The organism is Streptomyces sp. NPDC026500, from assembly GCF_055567635.1.
Genome location: NZ_JBVHQB010000021.1, coordinates 154,959 through 176,342, shown reverse-complemented (window position 1 = coordinate 176,342; position 21,384 = coordinate 154,959). Strand labels below are relative to the sequence as shown.

20 protein-coding genes are annotated in these 21,384 nt (G+C 70.4%); 11 read left to right on the top strand and 9 right to left on the bottom strand.

Features of this window, described 5'->3' with window-relative positions; genetic code table 11:
* Positions 1-358: 358 nt before the first annotated feature.
* The 6 genes from ACZ4N5_RS32240 to ACZ4N5_RS32215 all read right to left on the bottom strand — a co-directional run bounded on the left by ACZ4N5_RS32240 (position 359) and on the right by ACZ4N5_RS32215 (position 6,221).
* Entirely contained in the window at positions 359-1,144 is a 786-nt protein-coding gene (locus tag ACZ4N5_RS32240; RefSeq protein ID WP_467760557.1) for a hypothetical protein, read from the bottom strand.
* Positions 1,145-1,462: 318 nt separating this feature from the next.
* Positions 1,463-2,080 (bottom strand): RNA polymerase sigma factor, encoded by a 618-nt coding sequence (locus ACZ4N5_RS32235; RefSeq protein ID WP_467760556.1) that lies wholly within the window; start codon positions 2,078-2,080, stop codon positions 1,463-1,465.
* 168 nt (positions 2,081-2,248) lie between these two features.
* The gene (locus ACZ4N5_RS32230) at positions 2,249-2,629 is read right to left on the bottom strand and encodes a hypothetical protein (RefSeq protein WP_467760555.1); all 381 of its coding nucleotides are present in this window, start codon (positions 2,627-2,629) and stop codon (positions 2,249-2,251) included.
* A 168-nt stretch (positions 2,630-2,797) separates the two neighbouring features.
* Positions 2,798-3,370: a hypothetical protein gene (locus tag ACZ4N5_RS32225; protein ID WP_467760554.1), complete on the bottom strand. Its 573-nt coding sequence runs from the start codon at positions 3,368-3,370 to the stop codon at positions 2,798-2,800.
* A gap of 235 nt (positions 3,371-3,605) precedes the next feature.
* Complete coding sequence (locus ACZ4N5_RS32220; protein WP_467760553.1) at positions 3,606-4,373, bottom strand: DUF4328 domain-containing protein; 768 nt, start codon at positions 4,371-4,373, stop codon at positions 3,606-3,608.
* 201 nt (positions 4,374-4,574) lie between these two features.
* Complete coding sequence (locus ACZ4N5_RS32215) at positions 4,575-6,221, bottom strand: beta-N-acetylhexosaminidase (protein ID WP_467760552.1); 1,647 nt, start codon at positions 6,219-6,221, stop codon at positions 4,575-4,577.
* 542 nt (positions 6,222-6,763) lie between these two features.
* On the opposite strand from ACZ4N5_RS32215, the gene ACZ4N5_RS32210 reads away from it, so the two are divergent.
* The 5 genes from ACZ4N5_RS32210 to ACZ4N5_RS32190 all read left to right on the top strand — a co-directional run bounded on the left by ACZ4N5_RS32210 (position 6,764) and on the right by ACZ4N5_RS32190 (position 10,938).
* Positions 6,764-7,333 (top strand): 2-oxo-4-hydroxy-4-carboxy-5-ureidoimidazoline decarboxylase, encoded by a 570-nt coding sequence (locus ACZ4N5_RS32210; protein WP_467760576.1) that lies wholly within the window; start codon positions 6,764-6,766, stop codon positions 7,331-7,333.
* 170 nt (positions 7,334-7,503) lie between these two features.
* On the top strand, positions 7,504-7,884 hold the full coding sequence (sdhC, locus tag ACZ4N5_RS32205; RefSeq protein ID WP_261705972.1) for a succinate dehydrogenase, cytochrome b556 subunit: 381 nt from the start codon (positions 7,504-7,506) through the stop codon (positions 7,882-7,884).
* 5 nt (positions 7,885-7,889) lie between these two features.
* Positions 7,890-8,381: a succinate dehydrogenase hydrophobic membrane anchor subunit gene (locus ACZ4N5_RS32200; RefSeq protein ID WP_467760551.1), complete on the top strand. Its 492-nt coding sequence runs from the start codon at positions 7,890-7,892 to the stop codon at positions 8,379-8,381.
* A gap of 23 nt (positions 8,382-8,404) precedes the next feature.
* The gene (gene sdhA, locus ACZ4N5_RS32195; protein WP_467760550.1) at positions 8,405-10,159 is read left to right on the top strand and encodes a succinate dehydrogenase flavoprotein subunit; all 1,755 of its coding nucleotides are present in this window, start codon (positions 8,405-8,407) and stop codon (positions 10,157-10,159) included.
* The gene (locus tag ACZ4N5_RS32190; protein WP_365870727.1) at positions 10,159-10,938 is read left to right on the top strand and encodes a succinate dehydrogenase iron-sulfur subunit; all 780 of its coding nucleotides are present in this window, start codon (positions 10,159-10,161) and stop codon (positions 10,936-10,938) included. The genes sdhA and ACZ4N5_RS32190 overlap by 1 nt, the downstream gene beginning before the upstream one ends.
* 110 nt (positions 10,939-11,048) lie before the next feature.
* On the opposite strand, the gene ACZ4N5_RS32185 is transcribed toward ACZ4N5_RS32190, so the two are convergent.
* The gene (locus ACZ4N5_RS32185; protein ID WP_467760549.1) at positions 11,049-13,517 is read right to left on the bottom strand and encodes a DUF4132 domain-containing protein; all 2,469 of its coding nucleotides are present in this window, start codon (positions 13,515-13,517) and stop codon (positions 11,049-11,051) included.
* Positions 13,514-13,906: a hypothetical protein gene (locus tag ACZ4N5_RS32180; protein WP_467760548.1), complete on the bottom strand. Its 393-nt coding sequence runs from the start codon at positions 13,904-13,906 to the stop codon at positions 13,514-13,516. Before ACZ4N5_RS32180 ends, ACZ4N5_RS32185 begins: the two co-directional genes overlap by 4 nt.
* Positions 13,907-14,054: 148 nt before the next feature.
* Between ACZ4N5_RS32180 and ACZ4N5_RS32175 the strand changes: the two genes are divergently transcribed.
* From ACZ4N5_RS32175 to ACZ4N5_RS32160, 4 genes are all read left to right on the top strand, one after another.
* Positions 14,055-14,471, top strand: coding sequence for a VOC family protein (locus tag ACZ4N5_RS32175; RefSeq protein WP_467760547.1), 417 nt, complete (start codon positions 14,055-14,057; stop codon positions 14,469-14,471).
* A 170-nt stretch (positions 14,472-14,641) separates the two neighbouring features.
* Entirely contained in the window at positions 14,642-15,049 is a 408-nt protein-coding gene (locus ACZ4N5_RS32170) for a hypothetical protein (protein ID WP_467760546.1), read from the top strand.
* 5 nt (positions 15,050-15,054) lie between these two features.
* Entirely contained in the window at positions 15,055-15,579 is a 525-nt protein-coding gene (locus ACZ4N5_RS32165; protein WP_467760545.1) for a thiol-disulfide oxidoreductase DCC family protein, read from the top strand.
* 9 nt (positions 15,580-15,588) lie between these two features.
* Entirely contained in the window at positions 15,589-16,410 is an 822-nt protein-coding gene (locus ACZ4N5_RS32160; RefSeq protein WP_467760544.1) for a TetR/AcrR family transcriptional regulator, read from the top strand.
* 81 nt (positions 16,411-16,491) lie between these two features.
* Here ACZ4N5_RS32160 and ACZ4N5_RS32155 read toward each other — a convergent pair whose 3' ends face one another.
* A complete protein-coding gene (locus ACZ4N5_RS32155) occupies positions 16,492-18,906 on the bottom strand; it encodes an MMPL family transporter (protein ID WP_467760575.1) in 2,415 nt (804 codons plus the stop codon).
* Between the two features lie 161 nt (positions 18,907-19,067).
* On the opposite strand from ACZ4N5_RS32155, the gene ACZ4N5_RS32150 reads away from it, so the two are divergent.
* Positions 19,068-19,757 (top strand): response regulator transcription factor, encoded by a 690-nt coding sequence (locus ACZ4N5_RS32150; protein ID WP_467760543.1) that lies wholly within the window; start codon positions 19,068-19,070, stop codon positions 19,755-19,757.
* Complete coding sequence (locus ACZ4N5_RS32145) at positions 19,754-21,208, top strand: sensor histidine kinase (RefSeq protein WP_467760542.1); 1,455 nt, start codon at positions 19,754-19,756, stop codon at positions 21,206-21,208. The genes ACZ4N5_RS32150 and ACZ4N5_RS32145 overlap by 4 nt, the downstream gene beginning before the upstream one ends.
* Positions 21,209-21,384: the final 176 nt, after the last annotated feature.

The following is a 21,384-nucleotide window of genomic DNA, read 5'->3' as shown; positions in this document are numbered from 1 at the left end:
CAGGCCCCACGTGGTCGCGGTCCCGGATTCCACGCAATCGTGGTCTCAGGTCCCTCGTGGTTGCGGTCGTCCGTTCTCCGCACCGGCGCGAAAGGCACGTTACGGCCTGAAACAGCTCCCCGTCCATGTTCGTACAACGCGCAACTACATGGTGACAGTGCGAGGTGTGACACAAAACGCAGTCCCGGCGCTGTAGAGAGTACGGGTCGCCGCGCGGCCCGTGCCGCGCGACGGTCGGGGCCTCTCCTGTGGGGGGTGGCGGCCCCGGCCGTTGCCATCGGCAGCGATGTGCGCCGGTGCCGTCGAACCCTGTTCGACCCAGTGGCCTGCCGACCTCGGCCCTCCTACCGCTGCCTGCCTACCGCTCGTTCCTGGACTTCGTCGGCTTCGGCGTGGCGGCCGGGGCTCCCGGAACCGGCGTCCTGGCCGCCTTCCCGCTGTTCCCGGGGTTCCCGGTCCCCTTCGTCTCCTTGGCCCCGGTGCGCTCGGCCAGTTGCTCGGCGCAGTACGCCTCGACCTCGTCCTCGCCGCCCGCGGCCGTGACGAGCCGCTGCCAGGCCCTCGCGTTCAGGGCGTTGCCCCGGCCCCTGACCGAGTCGTACGCACGGCAGTGGGCCTCGGTGTCCTGGGCTTTCGGCGGACGCCCCGCGGGGTCGGTCTCCACCGAGCCGCTCGGGGCGGAGACGCCGGGAGTTCCGGGCCCGACGGGCGGCGCGGCCTTGCCGGAGAACCGGTCCGCACCGCTGCCGGACGGCCGGGCCCCGGCGCTGCCCCGGTGGCCGCCGTCGTCGTGCGAGGACGGTCCGACGGCCGCGACGGCGACACCGCCCAGCGTCAGACCGGCCAGCAGCACGGCGAACGTGGCCCTCGTGGAACGGCTCGGCCGCCTCTGCTCGCCGGGGCGCCAGTCGTCCCGCCGCCGGGTTCGCGCGGTGTGCGCGCCGCCGTCCCGCGCGACCCGGAAGGCGGCGACGGCCCGCGTCTCCGCCTCGGTGTCGTCCGCCCGACCGCGCATCGCCGCGGCGAGGAGCGTCTCCAGACCGGCCTGTTCGCTCCCGGGGGTCGCCGGACGCGCGACGCGCCGGTCGGGAATCCCGCCGTCGCCGTGCCGTTCACCCATGTCCGGTTCCGCGTCCGGTTCCATCTCCGCCTGCCGCTCCGCCCGACAACTCGTCGTCGTACGAGGACTCCACTCCGCGCTCCGCGCCGTACAACGACCGCACTCCGCACGACGGTTCCTCGCCCCGCGGCGGATGGTGACCGAAGGACGACATCCCGCCGTTCGACACCCCGGCCCCGAACGGCGACCTTCCGCCGCAGAGCAACCGCCCTCCGTACAAAGGCCGTCCGCCGTGCGCCGTCCGTCCGCCGGACAACATCCGTCCGTCGTACTGCGACGCCGTTCCGGGCGGCGATGCCGCTGCGGGCGGCGACGGCGTGCCGGCCGTTCCGGACGCACGGCTCATCCCGACTCCCCCAGCGTCCGGGACTCCTCATCCGTCACATCCGTGACGCCGAGCTGGCGCGCGAGCCGCTTCAGGCCGCGGTGGGCGGAGGTGCGCACCGCGCCGGGGCGTTTGCCGAGGACGCGCGCCGCGGCCGGTCCGTCGAGGCCGACGACCACCCGCAGGAGCACGGCCTCGGCCTGGTCGCGCGGCAGTCCCGCGACCAGTTCCAGGGCGTATTCGGTGGACAGGGTCTCCAGCGCCTCGTCGTGCGTGCTGTGCCTGCCGGGCAGGTCCAGCACATCCTGTTCGATGGCGGTTCCCCGGGGCCGCACCCTCAGCCGCCGCAGATGGTCCAGCGCCCGGTGCCGGGCGATGGTCGCGGTCCAGCCGCGAAACCCCGCGCCGTCTCCCCGGAACCGTCCCAGGTCCCTGGCGATCTCCAGCCAGGCGTCGGACGCCACGTCCTCGGCGTCGTCGCCGACGATGCCCCGCAGATAGCCGAGCAGTCCGGGCTGCACGATCCGGTACGCGACCGCGAAGGCGGCCTCGTCCCCTTCTTGCGCCCGCGCCACGGCCACGCCCAGTTCCGCGTCGTACGGCTGCACGCGGCGGGGTTCCCCTCCCTGGCCCAACACTGTCCTCGTTCGCACCGAGTTCGCCCGAATGTGCCCTGTCGACGCGGCCGGCCGCGTCGACACCCCCATGGTCATCAGCGTCGGACCCCAAGGAAATGTCACAGTGCGTCAGACACGCCGCCCGGACGCGGAAAGCGGCCCGGCCGTCGTCGCGCCGGACAGGTCCTAGCGGGTGGCCTCACGGCACAGCAGGCGCAGGGAGCCGTCGCCGGCGTAGCAGCGGCGGGCCTCCTCGATCGGGTCCCAGAGCCGTCCGTCGGGGGTGCGCAGCCAGTGTTCGCCGCCGGTCTCCCACCATTCGGCGCCGGCCTGACGGGCGACGACCTCACCGGCGTACGCCCCGAAGCCGCGCAGCACGCTCTCGATGGCGGCGTACGGGGCGCCGTCCCGGCGTATCTCGTCGATCACGCGGTCGACGCGCCACAGGCTCTGCGCCGAGTAGTCGAGGCGCAGCCGGGCGCCCTCGCGCATGGTCGCGACCGTGTCGGCCGCCCAGCGAACGGGCTTTGTCGCAGCTGAGGGCCGGGTAGCTTGAGTTGCGTTCACACTCGATAGAGCGCGACGACGGCCGGATTCGTCACCCGTTCGAGCGAGGGTTCGCGACACCGGCCCAGGACCGCCACCTCCACCTCGGGACCGTCACAGAAGCCCCTCAGGGACAAGGTTTGGGGTGCGCCGGAGCCGTACCGCCTCCGGCGCACCCGTGTCCCGGGGCTACACCCGCCCGCGCGCCCTGCGTGACACCACCGCCCGCAGCACGCGCCGCCCCTCCGTCGACGCGTCCAGTGCGAGCCGCAGTCCGCCCTTGCCGTGCTCGGCGAGCAGTTCCAGGATGGCGACCTGGCGGCGCAGTTCGGCGGCGACGAGCGGGGACATCCCCTCCGTGCGCCCCTCACGGCGTGCCGTCACGCACGCCTCCGCGTCGTCGGCGTGGTCGAGGAACCGGTGAACCTGCAGCGCCGCCACCGAGCAGGCGTCCGACCAGGCACGCAGCTCTTCCTCGGAGGGCTTCGCGGGGACGGCGTCGAGCATGCCGCGGGCGAGCACGGCGGCGTGGTCCTCGTCGGTCACGGCGGGCTCGGGGTCCTCCGCGTCCAGCTTGGCGCGAGCCTCGTCAAGGCGCGTTCCCCACTCGGCCCAGGGGTCCGTCTCCGCCAGGCTCGCCCACAGGGGGCGCAGGACATCGTCGTCACCGCCCAGCAGCGGCACACACCGATCCAAACAAGCCAGACCGCTCGCCGCCAGACCTCGCTCGTCGGCCTGAGCGATCAGTTCCACCAGACTCATCACGACTCCCTCGAAATGCCTCGACAGGGCGCCCTTGCCTTACGGAGCCCGCACTTCCCCTTACTGCGTGCAACGGACCAGGAGTGTCACAGTGCGACCCCACCCTGCCTGTCGAAGAGCCAGATGAACAGGTTTTCGGCCAATTGCTCTGACTCGGCACCCGACACGCCGAGGAACGGCCCGACGGTTCCTCAGGCGCCTGGGTCGGGCCGCGAAACGGACGAATCGGTGCACGTCAGACGCCGGACGCGACCGGGCCCTCGTGCGCCTTGCGGTCCTGCATCCGCGTCAGCTTCAACACGACGAGGATCGCGAACACGGCGGCCACGATGTCGAGGGCGTCGGCGAACAGGGACTGGACGGCGGCATCCTGGATCGCCTGGGCGGTTCCGGGCTTGCCGGAGGCGGCGATGGAGGCTCGGTCGGCCACCAGCCCGATGATCCAGAACGTCCACCAGGTGTTGACGAGTCCCTGCCGGTTACGGATACCCGCCGGCCGGCTCGCGTCCCAGATGTCCGCCATGACCTGGCGCGGGCGCCACAGGTTCACGAACGGCACGAACCAGCCCCAGCCCACCCAGGTTCGGGAGAAGGTGTGCCCGAACGGGCTGAAGACCTCGGCGTTGACACGGACCCGCAGGAACCAGATCAGGAAGACGACGGCGGCCGCCACGAGCGTGGCCCCCTGCGCATACCCGGCGACGGCGTTGAGCGAGTCCGCGTGGTCAGCCGTCACGTCGTACAGCGTGTAGTCCGCCCAGATCCCGAAGAGGTCCGCGGCGATCACCAGGCCGAGCAGTGCGGCGGCGACCTTTCCGAGGACGACGGGCGAGCGCAGCGAGGCGGGGCCGTGCGGCGACGGGAGCGGCGGCAGCGGCGGCAAGGGGGGCCGCGAGGCGATTCCCTGCACAGCGGGCTGCGGCGACGCGGGCCCTTCCGTCATGGGCTGCGTCGCGGCAGGCCCCTCCGACGTGGGCTGCTGCGGCGATGGCGGCATGGTCATGAGAACCCCCAGGCGTGCGTCACGTCGCGGTGACGGCACGAGAAGCCGGGCGCACCCCTCCCCAGGGTCACGCCCGGCACACGAACAAGTAAACGGAAGATAAACTTCCGCACGTCGCCGCGTCCAGCACATTCCGGCAACGCCCTGGCGACACCCGGTACCGGCTCGGTCCAGACCGTTCCTGCCGCGCCCGGTACCGCCTCAGCCCAACTGGTTCGCCAGCACCTTGAACTGAGTCCAGGACAGGGCCGGTGTGCGCGGATCCCACAGTTTCTGGGTCAGGGCGCGCAGCGGCATGCGGATGCCCGCCGCGACCTGGTCCTGGGTCTGCGAGCCCGCGAGATCGCACCAGACGGCGAAGGACCCGCCGAGGATCTGGGGGTCGTACTTCGCGGGGACCGGCGTCGTACCGCGCAGGACGAGGGGGGTCCACTGCTCGTAGATGCGTTGCCCGGTCGGGTAGACGAAGGTCTGGGGTTCGCCGAGGACGTAGTAGAGGTACTCGTCGTTGTAGTTGATGACCTTGCGGCCCGCACTCAGATACTCGATCGGCAGCCGGGCCCCGATCTCCTTGCCGGTCCAGTACGCCACCTGGAGACCGCCGTCCGCCTGGACGGTGCCCCCGCGGAAGAAGCCGTCGTTCCAGGCCCGCGCCGTCCGGCCGTGCCCGTGGATCAGCTTGGCGCGGTCGTTCAGCCAGCCGGTCGTGAGGTCGGCGACACTCGCGCCCGCTCCGTACTTGTTCCTGGCCGCGGTGGCCAGCTGCGGGAAGGACGCCGCCGGGTTCGCCACCGTCAGTGCCTGGTACTCGTCGCCGCCGAGGTGCCAGTAGGCGCCGGGGAAGAGGCTCGCGTACTCGTTGAGCAGGTCGTCGACGAGGGCGCCCGCAGCGGGCTTGGAGACGTCGACGGCGCCGCGGACGGGAACCCCCGACACATTGCGCAGTTGGAGATCGGGGTGCGCCGCGATGACCGCGCCGAGGTGGCCCGGCGAGTCGATCTCGGGCACGACGGTGATGTGCCGGCTAGCCGCGAGAGCGAGGATCTGGCGCACCTCCGCCTTCGTCAGGTGCTGCTTCGACACGATCTCGGGGTGCGTGTCGGACTGGATGCGGAAGCCCTGGTCGTCGGAGAAGTGCAGGCCGAGCTGGTTGTACTTCAGGTCCCCGAGCTCCCGCACCCGGTCCTCGATCCAGGCCGCCGTGAAGTGCTTGCGCGCGATGTCGAGCATGAACCCGCGGAACGGCTTCGCGGGCCGGTCGCGTACGACACCCTCCGGCGCCGTACCGCCGCCGTGCACCTCCTGCTTGAGGGTGCGTGTGCCGTAGAAGACACCGGCCTCGGCGGGCCCGGTGATGGTGACCCGGCTGTTCTTGACGGTGAGGGTGTACGACTCCGGGCCCGCGCTCCCCTTGTCGAGGCCCAGCTCGACATCGCCCGCCTTGGCGCCCGTCCGCCCCGCGTACGTCAGCTTGAGCTCGCCGGCGAGCAGCTTGCCCTCGTCGGCGAGGCCGTTGTTGGCCACGACCACCCGGGCACCGGCGGCCGGGCGCCAGCCGGGGCCGCGGGCCGCGATGTGCTGCCGTACGGCCGGGATGGTGCGAGGGGCCTTGGAGAGGGGGTAGTTCCGGGTCGGCGAGGGACTGGCGGCGGGCGACAGGCCGGCGGACACGGCCTGCGACCGGTCGGCGGACGGCACCCGCGCCCCGGCCGGCTGTCCGTCGCCACCGGGCCAGACCGCCACGGCCACGGCGACGACACCGGCGACCGCCAGACCGCCCGCGGCGAGCCCGGCCTGCCCGTTCCGCCATGTCCGCCGCCGCGGCGCCCGCCGCCTGCCACCACTCACTCCGCCACCCTCATTTCACGCTCTCACTTCGCCGCACCCACTTCACCACGGCCACTTCACCCAGCTCACTTCACCCTGATCACCACGCCGTGTTCACCAGGCCGTGTTCACTTCACTCCGCTCACTTCACCCCGCTCATTTCGCCACCACGTTTCGCGCTGCCGGTTCCGCAACGCGCATGTCGCCGCCTGGGGGACTCCACATTCCGCCCCGCCGGTTCCGCCACGCTCATGTCGCTTCCGGACCCGTTCCTCCATTCAGGTGTACTCCTCCATCGAGGTGTCCACCTCTCCACGCCACCTCTCGGCAGCCCCCCTCCGCTCCTCCGCGAACTCTGCCCCGGCCGTCACCGCGGGCGTCCACCACACGCTCCGAAACTCTCTCGTGCGGGTGAAATCCGGGCATCCGTCGGACAGGTCCCGACACTCCTCGATAGCGTGAGCGGCACACCTTTCACTTCTCCCCCTGCCGAAACACACGTATCGCACGCACGTCACGCTCACCGGACGTCGCGCGTCTCACCCCACCGCCGAGGATCCACGCTGACGTCTCACCGTCTCCCACGCCTCCCCGGCCAGGTCGCCCTCCCCGAGCAGAAGAGCGCGGCGCCGTCCCCGGCCCGCCTCGACGGGTTCAACTCCGCACCCGCCGATGAGGTCACCCGCGCCCTGCTCACCTGCTGCCGCAGCCTGCGCTGGGTCCACCGTCTGGCCGATCACCGCCCCTACCCGGACCTCGGCGCCCTGCTGGCCGCGGCCGACGAGGCGGCGTACGACCTGACCCCGGCCGACCTGGCCGAAGCCCTCGCCGGCGAGTCGCTCGCGCTGCTCCCGGAGGGCGCGTACTCCGTCGCCCACACCGCGCTGAGCGCCGCACACGCCGCATACGAGAGCAGATTCGGACATGTGTTCGTCATCTGTCTGGACGGATTTGCCCCAGGGGAAGCCCTCGACCACGTACTCGTCGGAATCCGGTCGCGTCTGGCGAACGACCCCGAGGAGGAACGGGTCATCACCGCCGACGAGCTGCGCAGACTGGCCCGCGGCCGGCTGACCCGCCTCGTCCGTCAGTTCGCCCAGGAGCCGCGAACCGCCGACATCCGGCGTCCGTAATAGCCCGAACGTGCCTGATTGATTGCCAGTTTGATCACATTGATAGGGCCGCTGTAAGCGTTCCGACAACACGTCGCTACGATGGCCGGGGCCGGTGGACCGTACCCGGCCGGGCCCGACCGACAGAGAAGCCGGCGCGGCCCCAATCCCCGCTCCCGGAGGGTTCTTCCGTGCCGGCTGGAACGCTGTACCGCGGCCGGGAAGGAATGTGGTCCTGGGTGGCTCATCGAGTCACCGGCGTCCTCATCTTCTTCTTCCTGTTCGTACACGTCCTGGACACTGCTCTCGTCCGTGTCTCCCCCGAGCAATACGACAACGTCGTGGCCACGTACAAGTCGCCGATCGTCGCGCTGCTGGAATACGGCCTCGTCGCCGCCATCCTCTTCCACGCGCTCAACGGCCTGCGTGTCATCGCCGTCGATTTCTGGTCCAAGGGCCCGCGCTACCAGAAGCAGATGCTCTGGTCCGTCGTCGGTATCTGGGTCGTGCTGATGTTCGGGGCTCTTTACCCCGTCCTCGGTCACGCATTCCGCGAAGTATTCGGGAGCTGACGCAGATGTCCACTACTGACACCGCCGCTTCCGGTATCGGCCCCGTAGAGGGCGCCGGAGATTTCTCGGCCTACAGCGTCGACAATCCGGCCCCGTTCATCGAGGCCCCTCGCAAGCGCACCAAGAAGACCCCGAAATCGACCCGCGGCAACTTCGAGATGTACGGCTGGCTCTTCATGCGCCTGTCCGGCATCGTCCTGGTCGTCCTGGTCATCGGCCACCTGGTGATCCAGCTCGTCCTCGACGGTGGCGTCTCCAAGATCGGCTTCGCCTTCGTGGCCGGCCGCTGGGCGAGCCCCTGGTGGCAGGCCTGGGACCTCGCGATGCTGTGGCTCGCCATGCTGCACGGCTCCAACGGCCTGCGTACCGTCATCAACGACTACGCGGAACGCGCGGGCACGCGCCTGTGGCTGAAGGGCCTGCTGTACACCGCCACGGTGTTCACGATTCTGCTGGGCACGCTGGTGATCTTCACCTTCGACCCGAACATCCGCTAGGCACGGGGCTGAGGCAACCACTCATGAAGATCCACAAGTACGACACCGTCATCGTCGGCGCCGGCGGCGCCGGCATGCGCGCCGCCATCGAGGCGACGAAGCGCAGCCGCACCGCCGTGCTGACGAAGCTCTACCCGACCCGCTCCCACACGGGCGCCGCGCAGGGCGGCATGGCCGCCGCGCTCGCCAACGTGGAAGAGGACAACTGGGAGTGGCACACCTTCGACACGATCAAGGGCGGTGACTACCTGGTCGACCAGGACGCCGCCGAGATCCTGGCGAAGGAGGCCATCGACTCCGTCCTCGACCTGGAGAAGATGGGCCTGCCGTTCAACCGGACGCCCGAGGGGACGATCGACCAGCGCCGCTTCGGCGGTCACTCCCGCAACCACGGCGAGGCCCCGGTCCGCCGGTCCTGCTACGCCGCGGACCGCACCGGTCACATGATCCTCCAGACGCTGTACCAGAACTGCGTCAAGGAGGGCGTGGAGTTCTTCAACGAGTTCTACGTCCTCGACCAGCTGATCACCGAGATCGACGGGGTCAAGCACTCGGCGGGCGTCGTCGCCTACGAGCTCGCGACCGGCGAGATCCACGTCTTCCAGGCGAAGGCCGTGATCTACGCGTCCGGCGGCACCGGCAAGTTCTTCAAGGTGACCTCCAACGCGCACACCCTCACGGGTGACGGCCAGGCGGCGGTCTACCGTCGCGGGCTGCCGCTGGAGGACATGGAGTTCTTCCAGTTCCACCCGACCGGCATCTGGCGCATGGGCATCCTGCTGACGGAGGGCGCCCGCGGTGAGGGCGGCATCCTCCGCAACAAGGACGGCGAGCGCTTCATGGAGAAGTACGCGCCGGTCATGAAGGACCTCGCGTCCCGTGACGTCGTGTCCCGCTCCATCTACACGGAGATCCGTGAGGGCCGCGGCTGCGGTCCCGAGGGCGACCACGTCTACCTCGACCTCACGCACCTCCCGCCGGAGCAGCTGGACGCCAAGCTGCCCGACATCACGGAGTTCGCGCGCACCTACCTCGGCATCGAGCCCTACACGGACCCGATCCCGATCCAGCCCACCGCGCACTACGCCATGGGCGGCATCCCGACGAACGTCCAGGGTGAGGTCCTCTCGGACAACACCACGGTGGTTCCGGGCCTGTACGCGGCCGGTGAGGTCGCCTGTGTGTCCGTGCACGGCGCCAACCGTCTCGGCACGAACTCGCTGCTGGACATCAACGTCTTCGGACGCCGGGCCGGCATCGCGGCCGCGGAGTACTCGGCGAAGGCCGGTTACGTCGAGCTTCCCGAGGAGCCGGCCTCCCAGGTCGTCGCCCAGGTCGAGCGCCTGCGCAACTCCACGGGCACCGAGCGGGTCGCCGCGATCCGCCTGGAGCTGCAGGAGTGCATGGACGCCAACGTGATGGTGTTCCGCACCGAGCAGACGATCAAGACGGCGGTCGAGAAGATCGCGGAGCTGCGTGAGCGCTACCTGAACGTCTCGATCCAGGACAAGGGCCGGCGGTTCAACACGGACCTCCTCGAGGCCGTCGAGCTGGGGAACCTGCTCGACCTGGCCGAGGTCATGGCCGTCTCCGCGCTCGCCCGCAAGGAGTCCCGCGGCGGTCACTACCGCGAGGACTACCCGAACCGCGACGACGTCAACTTCATGCGCCACACCATGGCGTACCGCGAGGTCGGCGACGACGGCGCCGAGTCGATCCGTCTCGACTACAAGCCGGTCGTCCAGACCCGCTACCAGCCGATGGAGCGTAAGTACTGATGGCTACTCCCACCCTGGACAAGGCGGACGCGGCCGGCGCACCCGAGCCCGGTTTCGCCGACTCCCCGTACATCACCGCCACGTTCCGCGTCCGCCGGTTCAACCCGGAGGTCTCGGCCGAGTCGGTCTGGGAAGACTTCCAGCTGGAGATCGACCCCAAGGAGCGTGTCCTCGACGCGCTGCACAAGATCAAGTGGGACCAGGACGGCACGCTCACGTTCCGCCGGTCCTGCGCGCACGGCATCTGCGGCTCGGACGCCATGCGGATCAACGGCAAGAACCGCCTGGCCTGCAAGACGCTGATCAAGGACCTCAACCCCGAGAAGCCGATCACGGTCGAGGCCATCAAGGGTCTGACGGTGCTGAAGGACCTCGTGGTCGACATGGACCCGTTCTTCCAGGCGTACCGCGACGTGATGCCCTTCCTCATCACGAAGGACACCAACGAGCCGACGCGCGAGCGTCTGCAGTCGGCCGAGGACCGCGAGCGGTTCGACGACACCACGAAGTGCATCCTGTGCGCGGCGTGCACGTCGTCCTGCCCGGTGTTCTGGAACGACGGCCAGTACTTCGGTCCGGCCGCCATCGTGAACGCCCACCGCTTCATCTTCGACTCGCGTGACGAGGCGGGCGAGCAGCGCCTGGAGATCCTCAACGACAAGGACGGTGTGTGGCGCTGCCGCACGACGTTCAACTGCACGGACGCCTGCCCGCGCGGTATCGAGGTCACCAAGGCGATCCAGGAAGTCAAGCGCGCGCTCATCACGCGCCGCTTCTGACGGTCGCTCCGCCAGGACCTGTCCAACGCCCGAAGGGCCCCACTCCTCCTGGGAGCGGGGCCCTTCGGCGTGTCCGGTGCCGTCAGCCGCGCGGGACGCGGCCGCGTCTGTCAGAGCTGGCTGAGAATGGTGGGATCCGTGATCCGCAGATCGTCCGCCAGCAGCATCGCCTTGCTGAGGATCACCGACAGCATCCGGTCGCCCTCGAAGGGCAGATAGCCGGCCTGGGGCCCGCCCGCGGCGGACTTCGGGACGATGCACAGGTACTGGTCGTTCGGGCTCATCAGGATGTTGCCCGAGCCCAAGTGGATTTTGTACGTGTGGCGCTCGCCCTTCACGTGCAGGAAGCGGCCCTCCAGCGTGCAGCGGTCGGCTATCGCCAGCCGGGGGATCAGGCGGTCGAGGAGGGTGCGGCGGGTCTGCGCGGTCTCGGTCAGATCGCCGAAGCCGTACGACGTCCAGTACTCCTGGAAGCGGCCGCCGGGGCCGCCGTCCTGCCAGGTCGGGTCGTTGCCGACACTGGCAACGCCGACGAACAGGTCGACGTCCCGCAGGACTTCGGACAGGACGAGCGGCGGGATCTCGGTGAGGGGCAGGGGCTCCACCGGGTCCTGGCCGTCCCACAGCCGCATGCGGTACTCGCCGCCGTAGCAGTGCGCCGAGTTCTCGGGGGCGTCGAGCGGATAGAAGCGCACCTGGTCGGTGCGCAGCCGCAGATAGCTGCCGGACTCGGTGGTGTCGTCGCCGTACTCGCCGTCGCCCTCGATCCAGTACTCGGCGCGCAGGCCCCACTGGGGCAGCTCCCGGGTGGCCGGGGGCGCCTCGTCGTCGACGCAGAGGCGGAGCTTGTTGCGCCATCCCCTGATGGCGGCGAGGGAGTTGAACTGGTGCTGGCGCACGAAGTGTGCGGCGAAGCGGTTGGAGTACGTGCCCGTCGCCCGCTCGGCGTCGGTGAGGAGGTACACCTCGCGGTGGGCCTGCTTGAAGGGCTGGGTGATCTCGTGCCGCTCCAGCCAGTCCCGCCAGGCGACGACCTCGGCGGGCTCACGGCCGGCCGGGTGCCAGAGGGTGACCTCCTCGCCGCCCTTGACCGGATCGTCGGTGAGGGTGCGCAGCTCGCCGTTCGCGAACCCGACCGGTGTGCCGTCGACCGTCCACAGGAGGCGGCGGGCCAGGGTGCCGACGAGCGGGTGGTCGAGGTAGCGCTCGCGCCAGGTGCCGTACGTCCAGGTGCGCCGGGCGAGGAACTGCCGGTCCAGGCGCTCGGTCTGCGCCGACAGCATCTTGTCGATGTCCTTGACCGCCGCCTTCAGCTCCTTGAGTTCCTCGGCGTGGTCGCGCCGCACGGCGGCGGGCACGCTCTTGACGGCCTTGCCGGTCGCGTTGTGCCAGCTCAGCACGGCGCGTGAGCCCTGGACGCCGAGGAGAGCGGTGATCTCCCCCAGCTCGTGACGGGCCTGCCCCACCTCGCCGAGCCCGTACGCCGGGACGGCCAGTTCCTCGATCTCCTCCCGGCTCAGCCCGAGTGCGGTGGCCTTCGCCCCGAGGAATCCGTCGATGAGCTTGGCCGTGGCCTTGTACGTCACCCGGGTGGCCAGCCGGGCCAGTTCGGCGAGGGCTGCCTCGCCGTCGATACGGGAGAGCGCGATCGCACCGGCGTTGGCGACCTTCGGATTGCGCGGGCCCAGTCCGCTGACCTTCTTCAGGGACGTCTCGACGAGTCCGCCGAGGGCCCGGGCGGTGTCGGGGTGGGGCGGCAGCAGGGAGACCAGCCAGGCGAGACCGCGCAGGGCGTTGGCGTTGCAGGGGTCGTAGGTGTTGTTGATGTCCGCCTCGTACGCCTGGCGTTCCAGCGGGAGAGTCCGGGGGCGGCCGACCAGGGCGAGCCAGGACAGGGCGGCGACGCGGACCCGGTCGGCGCCGAGGGCCTCGATCAGGGCCCGCGCCTGCTTGTCCCACTTGGCGGAGGGCTTGGAGGCGGTGGCGGTCGTCAGGTGGGTGAGCAGCGCCTGCCAGTCGGGGCCGGAGCCGTCCTTCATGGCCCGCTCGGCCCATTCCTCGCCGACGTTGAGGACGGGCTCCGTGAGTTTCTTCGCCAGGTCCCTCACGACCGGGGAGCCGTAAGGGTCCATGGCCGTGCGGCGGAGGACCGCGACAACGGCGGGGGTCAGCCGGCGGCCGGTCGCCAGCTCGGTCTCGGCCAGCACGACCAGCCCTGACCACGACCAGAAGCTGTACCGCCTGCCGATCTCGTCGAGCTGCTTCAACCGCTCGACGGCGAGCCGGTCCTCGGGGAGACCCCGGCTGACCAAGCCGAGCAGGATCAGCGCGTTGTTCCGGGAGAGCGATTCATCGCCGACCGAGTGATAGCGCTCCGCCAGCGCGTCGGCCAGTCGGGCCCGCTGCTCGGCAGGCAGCGTCGGCAGTACGTCGAGGATCTCGGCCCAACCGCCGCCCCAGCTAGTTTGTTTGTAGGCCACGGCCATTTCGAGGAGGTCGGTCGCGAGCTCCCCCATGTTGCCCTCGACCGCCCGCTCACGGATCCGCGGCGCCCACTTCCCGATGCCGTTCACCGTCATCCCCCCACCAGCGCGACGAGCTTGAGGAAGGTGACCTCGGTGCCCAGGACCAGCTCGATCTCCTCGTCGAGGTCGGTCACCTGGCGCTCGCCCACGAGCACCAGGAAGCCGTTCCCCGCGAAGGCCTTGAGCGCCAGTGCGCTCTGCGCCTCCGGGTCCATCCGGCGGGGCGTACGCAGCGCGTAGCCGTTCAGCACCCGCTCGGTGTCCTCGGGCTGCACGAGGCCCTGGAACACCTCCGGCATGCGCGCGTTGTACTCGGCGACCTCCTGGAAGACCCGCCGCCGGATCAACTCGCGCACCGCGAGGCGCTCCTCGGCGATCTCGATCCCCCAGCCGGCACTCCGGCCCCCACTGGTCGTCTCGTCGACGAACGTCACCATTCCCATGCCGACGACACTACGAGCCACCACTGACAATCGGTCACCGGGCCGAACCGTCGGAGGGAGGAGCCGCTTCGCCTCAACGGGTGATCACATCTTCGGCCCGCGGTCAGCCCTTCCCCGTCTCCCTCCGGCCCGCTCCTAATCTGATGGCATGTCAGACGACGTGTCGTGCGAGCTGCTCGGGCTCGACAACGTACTGCTGCCCGTCGGGAATCTCGGCGAGGCCGTGAGCTTCTACGAGCGCGCCGGGTTTCCGCCGGCCTTCCGGCTCGACGAGGCCGGGATCGCGCTGCTGAAGGTGGGCAAGGAGACGCCTGGTGTACTGCTGCGGCTGGACGAGGAGTTGAGCCACCGGCCGCCACCCTGGGCGTCGCCGCGGCTGTGGCTGGAGGTGCCGGACGCCCGCGCCGCGGCCCGCTCACTGGCCGCCGCGGGCATCGCGCCCCTCGACGAGCCCTTCTCCGGCGCCACCGGCTGGACCGTCGAGATCGCGGACCCCTGGGGCAACGTCATCGGCCTGACGGACTACACCAAGCGCCCCGAACTGGCCCGCGGGGCCCAGCGATAACCCCGGCCCACCTCGCCAGCCCACCCCCGACGCGGCGCCGACGCACCGCGACCCGAGTGCGGGAGGCGCCCGGCGTACGCGCACGCGAGATCCGACTTGAACATGTTCAAAAGCAGGTCTACATTCATCCCAGACAGCGTTTTTGAACGCGTTCAAGAAGGGGTGGGGACATGGATCTCACGGTCGTCGCATACGTCATCTATCTGCTGGTCAGCATCGCGCTGACGGTCTGGGTGGCGCGCACGCTGAGCCACAACGGACGGATCTTCCTGGCGGACGTCCTGCACGGCAACGAGAAACTCGCCGACGCCGTCAACCATCTGCTGGTGGTGGGCTTCTACCTCGTCAACCTGGGCTTCGTCGCGCTCTATCTGCACCAGAGCGACGAGATCTCCAACGCCCGCGAGATCTTCGAAGCCCTGTCGACCAAGCTGGGTGTCGTCCTGCTGGTGCTCGGGGTCATGCACCTGGGGAACGTCTACGTGCTCAACAGGATCCGGCGGCGGGGTGTCATGGAGCGGGAGCAGATGCCGCCGGTGCAGCCGACGGACTGGGCCGCCCCCGCGGCCGGGGCGTGATACCGGTGGCCGGCACCTCGGCCACCCGGGACCGGGGCGCCGCGCGCGTCCCGGTCCTCGGGCTCACCGTCCTCTACGACGCGCGCTGCTCGCTGTGCGCCTTCCTGAAGCAGTGGCTCGCCGGACAGGCGCAACTCGTACCGCTCCGGTTCGTACCGGCCGGATCCGAGGAGGCCGCCCGGCGCTTCCCGGGGCTCGACCACCGCGCCACCCTGGACGAGATCACCGTGGTGGGCGACGCCGGGCAGGTGTACCAGGGAGCCGCCGCGTGGGTCGTCACCCTGTGGGCGCTGCGCGAGTACCGGGCGCTGGCCCACCGGCTGAGCACTCCCACGGGTGCCAAGCTGGCCAGGGGCGCGACCCTCGCCGCCGCCAAGTGGCGCGAGGCGCAGGCGTCACGGACGTCCCAGCGGTGGAGCGGTGGCGCGTACCACTGGGGCGACGGGTGGAGCTACGACCCGACCTCTGGATGGACCTACGTCCCCCCCGCCTGCGACAGCGGCGAATGCTCGACCGTCCCCACTCGTTAGGCTCGTCCCGTGCCAGCACCGACAGACAGCCCCGGCCCCATCGGGTCCCCCGAGCCGGTCGAGCCCGCCGCGGCCTCCGAGCCGTCCAAGTCCCCGGGCAAGGAGACGGCGAAGAGCCCGGCCAAGAGCGAGCAGACCCGGGCCCTGATCCTGGAGACCGCGATGCGGCTCTTCCAGGAACGGGGGTACGACAAGACGACGATGCGGGCCATCGCCCAGGAGGCCGGGGTCTCCGTCGGGAACGCGTACTACTACTTCGCCGGCAAGGAGCACCTGATCCAGGGCTTCTACGACCGGATCGCCACCGAACACCGGGAGGCGGTCCGGGAGGTGCTGGACCGCGAGACGGACCTGGAGGCCCGGTTGGGCGGCGTGCTGAGGGCGTGGCTGGACATCGCCACGCCGTACCACGAGTTCGCCGTGCAGTTCTTCAAGAACGCCGCCGATCCGGACAGTCCGCTCAGCCCCTTCTCCCCCGAGTCGGAGCACGCGCGCGTGGAGGCCATCAGCGTCCACAAGGAGGTGCTGGCCGGGGCGAAGACCAAGGTGCCGGAGGAACTGCGCGAGGTGCTGCCCGAGCTGATGTGGCTCTCCCAGATGGGGCTCGTCCTGTACTGGGTCTTCGACCGTACGGAGAGCCGCGAGCGCAGCTACCGGCTCGCCGAGCGCGGCGCACGCCTCACCGCGCGTGGCGTCTCGCTGTCCCGTTTCCGTCTTCTGCGGCCCCTCGTCCACGAGGTGCACGAGCTGTTCACGGACTTCCTGCCGGGGATGACGAAGGCCCTGCCCGACCCGTCCAAGAAGCCCGACCCGGCCAAGAAGACGGAGTAAGGGGCGCCCGCCACGGCGGACACCCCTTACGTCACCCCTTACGTCAGCCCTTGCCTCGTGACGGTTGGACGTACGGCGGCCTCAGTTGACCGCGTCGGCGTCCACCTCTCCCTCCGCCAGCTCCACGTCGTGCACCAGCGGTTCGTCCGTGACGACCACGTGCCGTGCCCGCGCCCCGTACGAACGGGCCGTCGCCGACAGCAGATACGTCCCCGGAGCAGGCACCGAGACGATGTACGAACCGTCGGCCAGCGAGGTCACCCGATCCAGTTGGCGGCCGCCCTTGGACAGCAGGGTGAGTACCGCTCCGTCGACGGGCACGCCCTCCGCGTCGCGGACGAAGCCGTGGACGACCGACGCGCCGCCCCCGGTCGGAGCCGCGTCCTCGGACGGCGCCTCGGCCGGCTCCACCGCCAGGTGCGGCAGCCGCTTGTCCAGACCCGCGGGCAGCCACCAGTTGGAGTTGCCGAGCAAGTGCATCGCGGCGGGGACCAGGGCCGTACGGAGGATGAAGGCGTCCAGGGCGACCGCGGCCGCGAGGCCGACGCCCGCCATCGCCGCTCCCGAGTCGCCGCTCAGGACGAAGGCGAGGAAGACGCAGACCATGATCAGGGCGGCGGAGTTGATGACCCGGCCGGTCTCGGCCAGACCGACCCGCACCGCGCGCGCGTTGTCCTTGGTGTGCACCCATTCCTCGTGCATACGGCTCACCAGGAACACCTGGTAGTCCATGGAGAGGCCGAAGAGGAGCGAGAGCATGATGACGGGCAGGAAGGCGTTGATCGGGCCCTCCTTGCCGAGGCCCAGCAGCCCCAGGCCCCAGCCCCACTGGAAGATCGCGACCAGGACGCCGAAGGACGCGGCGGCGGCGATCAGGTTCATCAGCGCGGCCGTCAGCGGGACCACCAGGGAGCGGAAGGCGATCAGCAGGAGCAGGAAGCCGAGGCCGATGATCGTGGCGACGAAGTAGGGCAGCCGGTCGCCGGTGATGGTGGCGAAGTCCTTCGACACGGCGGTGACGCCACCGACATGGGCCTTCACCCCGGCGTCCGGGATCACCCGGTCCCGCAGGGTGTCGATGAGCTGGTCGGTCTTCGTCGACTGCGGTGACGTCGTCGGCACCACCTGGATCACCGTCACACCGTTCGCGGGCGGCAGCGCGGCGACCGCGGCGACTCCGGACGTACCGCCGATGCTCTTCACCAGGGCACCCGTGTCACCGCCGGTCACGACCACCTGCAAGGGTCCGTTGAAGCCGGGCCCGAAGCCCTCGGCGAGCAGGTCGTAGGCCTTCCTGGTCGTCGTCGTGGCGTCGTCGTTGCCCTGGTCGGTGGCACCGAGGTGCAGCGACAGGACCGGGATCGCGAGGATCGCCATCACGACCAGCGCGAGAGCGGCGATCGTACGGGGGCGACGCTGCACGTTCATCGACCAGCGGGCCGCGGCACCGCTCGCCCGCTCCGGTTCGGGCCCCTGCGCCGCCAGTTTGCGCCGCTGGCGGCGGCTGAGCACCCGGGTGCCGAGAAGTCCGAGCAGCGCCGGCAGCAGCGTGGTGGCCGCGAGCACACTGAACACGACGGTGAGGGAGGTGCCGATGACCACTCCGTCGAGGAAGCGGAGATTCGTCACGAGCATGCCCGCGAGCGCGATGCACACCGTGCCGCCCGCGAACAGCACCGCCCGGCCGGAGGTGTTGAGGGCGACGACCGCCGACTCCTCCGGGGCCAGGCCGCGCAGGATGCCACGCCGGTGCCGGGTGACGATGAACAACGCGTAGTCGATGCCGACGCCGAGGCCGATCAGGGTGGCCAGCAGCGGGGCCAGGTCCGGGATGTCCGTGGTGTGGCTGAGCAACTGCGTGGAGAACAGCCCCGTACCGACTCCGAAGATCGCGATGCCGATCGGCAGCAGCATGGCGAAGAGCGAACCGAAGGCGAGGAAGAGGACGACGGCCGCGGCCAGGATGCCGACCATCTCGGCGAGCCCGGTGGGCGGTTCCTGTACGCGCTGGATCGCCTGGCCGCCCAACTCCACCTTGAGTCCGCCGCGTTCGGCACCCTGCGCGGTGTCGACGACCTTCTGCACCAGTTCCTTGGGTACGGCGTTCGCCTGCTCGACGAAGGTGATCTGGGCGTACGCGATCCTGCCGTTGCGGCTGATCTGCGCGGCGCCCCGCTCCCCCTGATAAGGCCCCGCGACCTTGCCGACGCCCTTCATACCGGCGATCTCGTCCAGCACTGGCTGGATGCGGGAGCGCACGGAGGCGTCCCTGACCGTGCCCGCCTCGACCTTCCACACCACCGTGTCGGTGTCCCCCGCGCTGTTCGGGAAGGCCTTCTCCATCTGGTCGTACGCACGCTTGGAGTCCGTGTTCGGGAGGGAGAACACGTTCGCGTAGTCCGTGCCCGCGGTGGTCGCCGCGAAGCCGAGACCGAACAGTGCGCCCACCCACAGCAACAGGACCACCAGCCGGTGCCGATAGCACCACCGTGCCAATACCGCCACGTTCAACGCTCCTTGAGTCGGTCGGTCCCCCAGGTCCTGGGCAACAGGATTGGCGGCGACGCGCGCGCGTGGACATGACCCGCCCATGACTCTCAAGGAACTCCAAAGCGCGAACGGCTCCCGCTGTCGGTGGGCCCGCCGATACTGGGGGCATGACCGCCCACGAGGGAGCCACCGTCCTCGTCGTCGAGGACGAGCCGAGCATCGCGGACGTCCTCACCATCGCGCTGCGCTACCACCGCTTCGAGGTGATGGCCGCGGGAACCGTCCGCGAGGCGCTCGCGCTCGCCGAGCGCACCCGCCCCGACGCGGCGCTGCTCGACGTGATGCTCCCGGACGGCGACGGCCGGGCGCTCGGCCGTGAACTGCGGGTACGGCAGCCCGACCTGGCCGTCGTCTTCCTCACCGCGCGGGACGCGCCCGCCGAGATCGTCGGCGCGCTCGGTTTCGGCGACGACTACATCACCAAGCCGTTCAACATCGACGAGGTCGTCGCCCGGATCACCGCCGTCCTTCGCCGTACGCGGCCCGAGGACGTGCTGCCGCAGCGCCCGCCGCTGCGCTACGGCGATCTGGAGCTGGACGAGACGACGTACCGCGTCCACCGCGCGGGCACCACGGTCGAGCTCACCCCCACCGAGTACGCGCTGCTGCGCTTCCTCGTCCGCAACGGCGGGCGGATCGTGCCCAAGGAGCAACTCCTGCGCCATGTCTGGCAGTACGAGCACTCCGCCGAGTCGACGGTCGTGGAGACGTACATCAGCTATCTGCGGCGCAAGCTCGAACCGCTGGGGCCGCCGGTGATCCAGACCCGCCGGGGCGTCGGATACGGACTCACGTGAACGTGCCCACCCGGCCCGGCTGCCGCCCGCCGCGCCACAGGCACGGCGTCCACTCATTGCGCGGCAAACTGACCATCGCCAACGTGGGACTCCTGGCCCTGGGCATCGTGGTGGCGACCGCCGTGAGCCTCATGGGCATGCGGCACTATCTCCTCGACCAGGTGGACACCCAGCTCGCCAAGACCCGCCAGTCACTGGGCGTTTCGCAGCTCACCATGAGCCAGATCGACTCGCTGAGCGCCCTCGCGTTCGTACGTGACCGGATCGGGCCTGCGGTGGACGAGTCACCGAAGCCCGACTCGATCTTCGCGGCCGTCGACCGGCGCGGCGAGGCCATCGCGGTGGCCGGGTTCGAACCCACCGACACGCAGCGCGCGTTCGCCGCCGCCGTGGACGACCCGGGCGCGCTCGCCCGCGCCGACGACCCGCGCGACATCACCGTGCGCGGCGCCGCCTACCGGGCGACCGGGGCACGTCTCGCCGACGGGACGTACGTCCTGTTCGCCGCCTCGACCGACGGGCTGCACAAGGGTGTCGCGAAGGCGCTCAAACTCGATCTCGCCGTGGGCACCCTGCTGTTGGCGCTGCTCGCGTGCCTGACGATGTTCAGCGTGCGCCGCCGGATGCTGCCGCTGGAGGCCATGGTGGAGACCTCGTCGGCCATCGCCGAGGGGGATCTGACCCGGCGCGTGCCCTCCAGCCATCATCCGACCCAGGAGGTCGAACAGCTGCGGCTCGCGCTCAACTCCATGTTGCACCAGGTCGAGTCGGCCTACCGGACGCGTGAGGACAGCGCCGCCCAGCTGCGGCGGTTCGTCGGGGACGCCTCGCACGAGCTGCGCACACCGCTGGCGGCGATACGCGGCTACCTCCAGCTGTACGAGAAGGGGATGCTGACCGATCCCGTCGAGCGCAAGCGGGCCTGGGACCGGATGAACGCGGAGGCCGACCGCATGGGCCGGCTGGTCGACGAACTGCTCACCCTGGCCCGGCTCGACCAGCGGCCCGAACTGCGCTTCAGGAACGTCGACCTGAGCCGGCTCGTGCGGGACGCGGCCGAGGACCTGCGCGCCCAGCAGCCCGGCCGTCCGGTGACCGTGGGCGCCGACGGCACGCTGCTGGTGCAGGCCGACGAGTCGGGGCTGCGGCAGGTGCTGGGCAATCTCGTGGGCAACGTACGCACCCACACGCCCGACGACGTGCCGGTGCGGCTCGGTCTGGAGCGCGCGGACGGTGTCATACGGCTGTGTGTCGCGGACAAGGGTCCCGGGCTCGCGGAAGCGGACGCGGCGCGCGTCTTCGACCGCTTCTTCCGGGCCGGCGGCGGCGCGGGCAGCGGGCTCGGCCTGGCGATCGTGCAAGGCGTGGTGAGGGCCCACGGGGGCACGGTCGCGGTACGGACGGCACCTGGTGAGGGCCTCGCGGTGACGGTGACACTGCCAGTGCGGTGAGACTGCCGACGCCGGTGAGACTGCCGACGCCGGTGAGCCGACGCCGGTGAGCCGACGCCTCGGATGCGGTGCGGTGAGATGGCCGACGCAGGTGAGGCGACATCTCGGACGCCGCTGCGGTGAGACCGCCGACGCCGGTGACGCGACACCTCGGGCGCGGTGCGGTGAGACCGCCG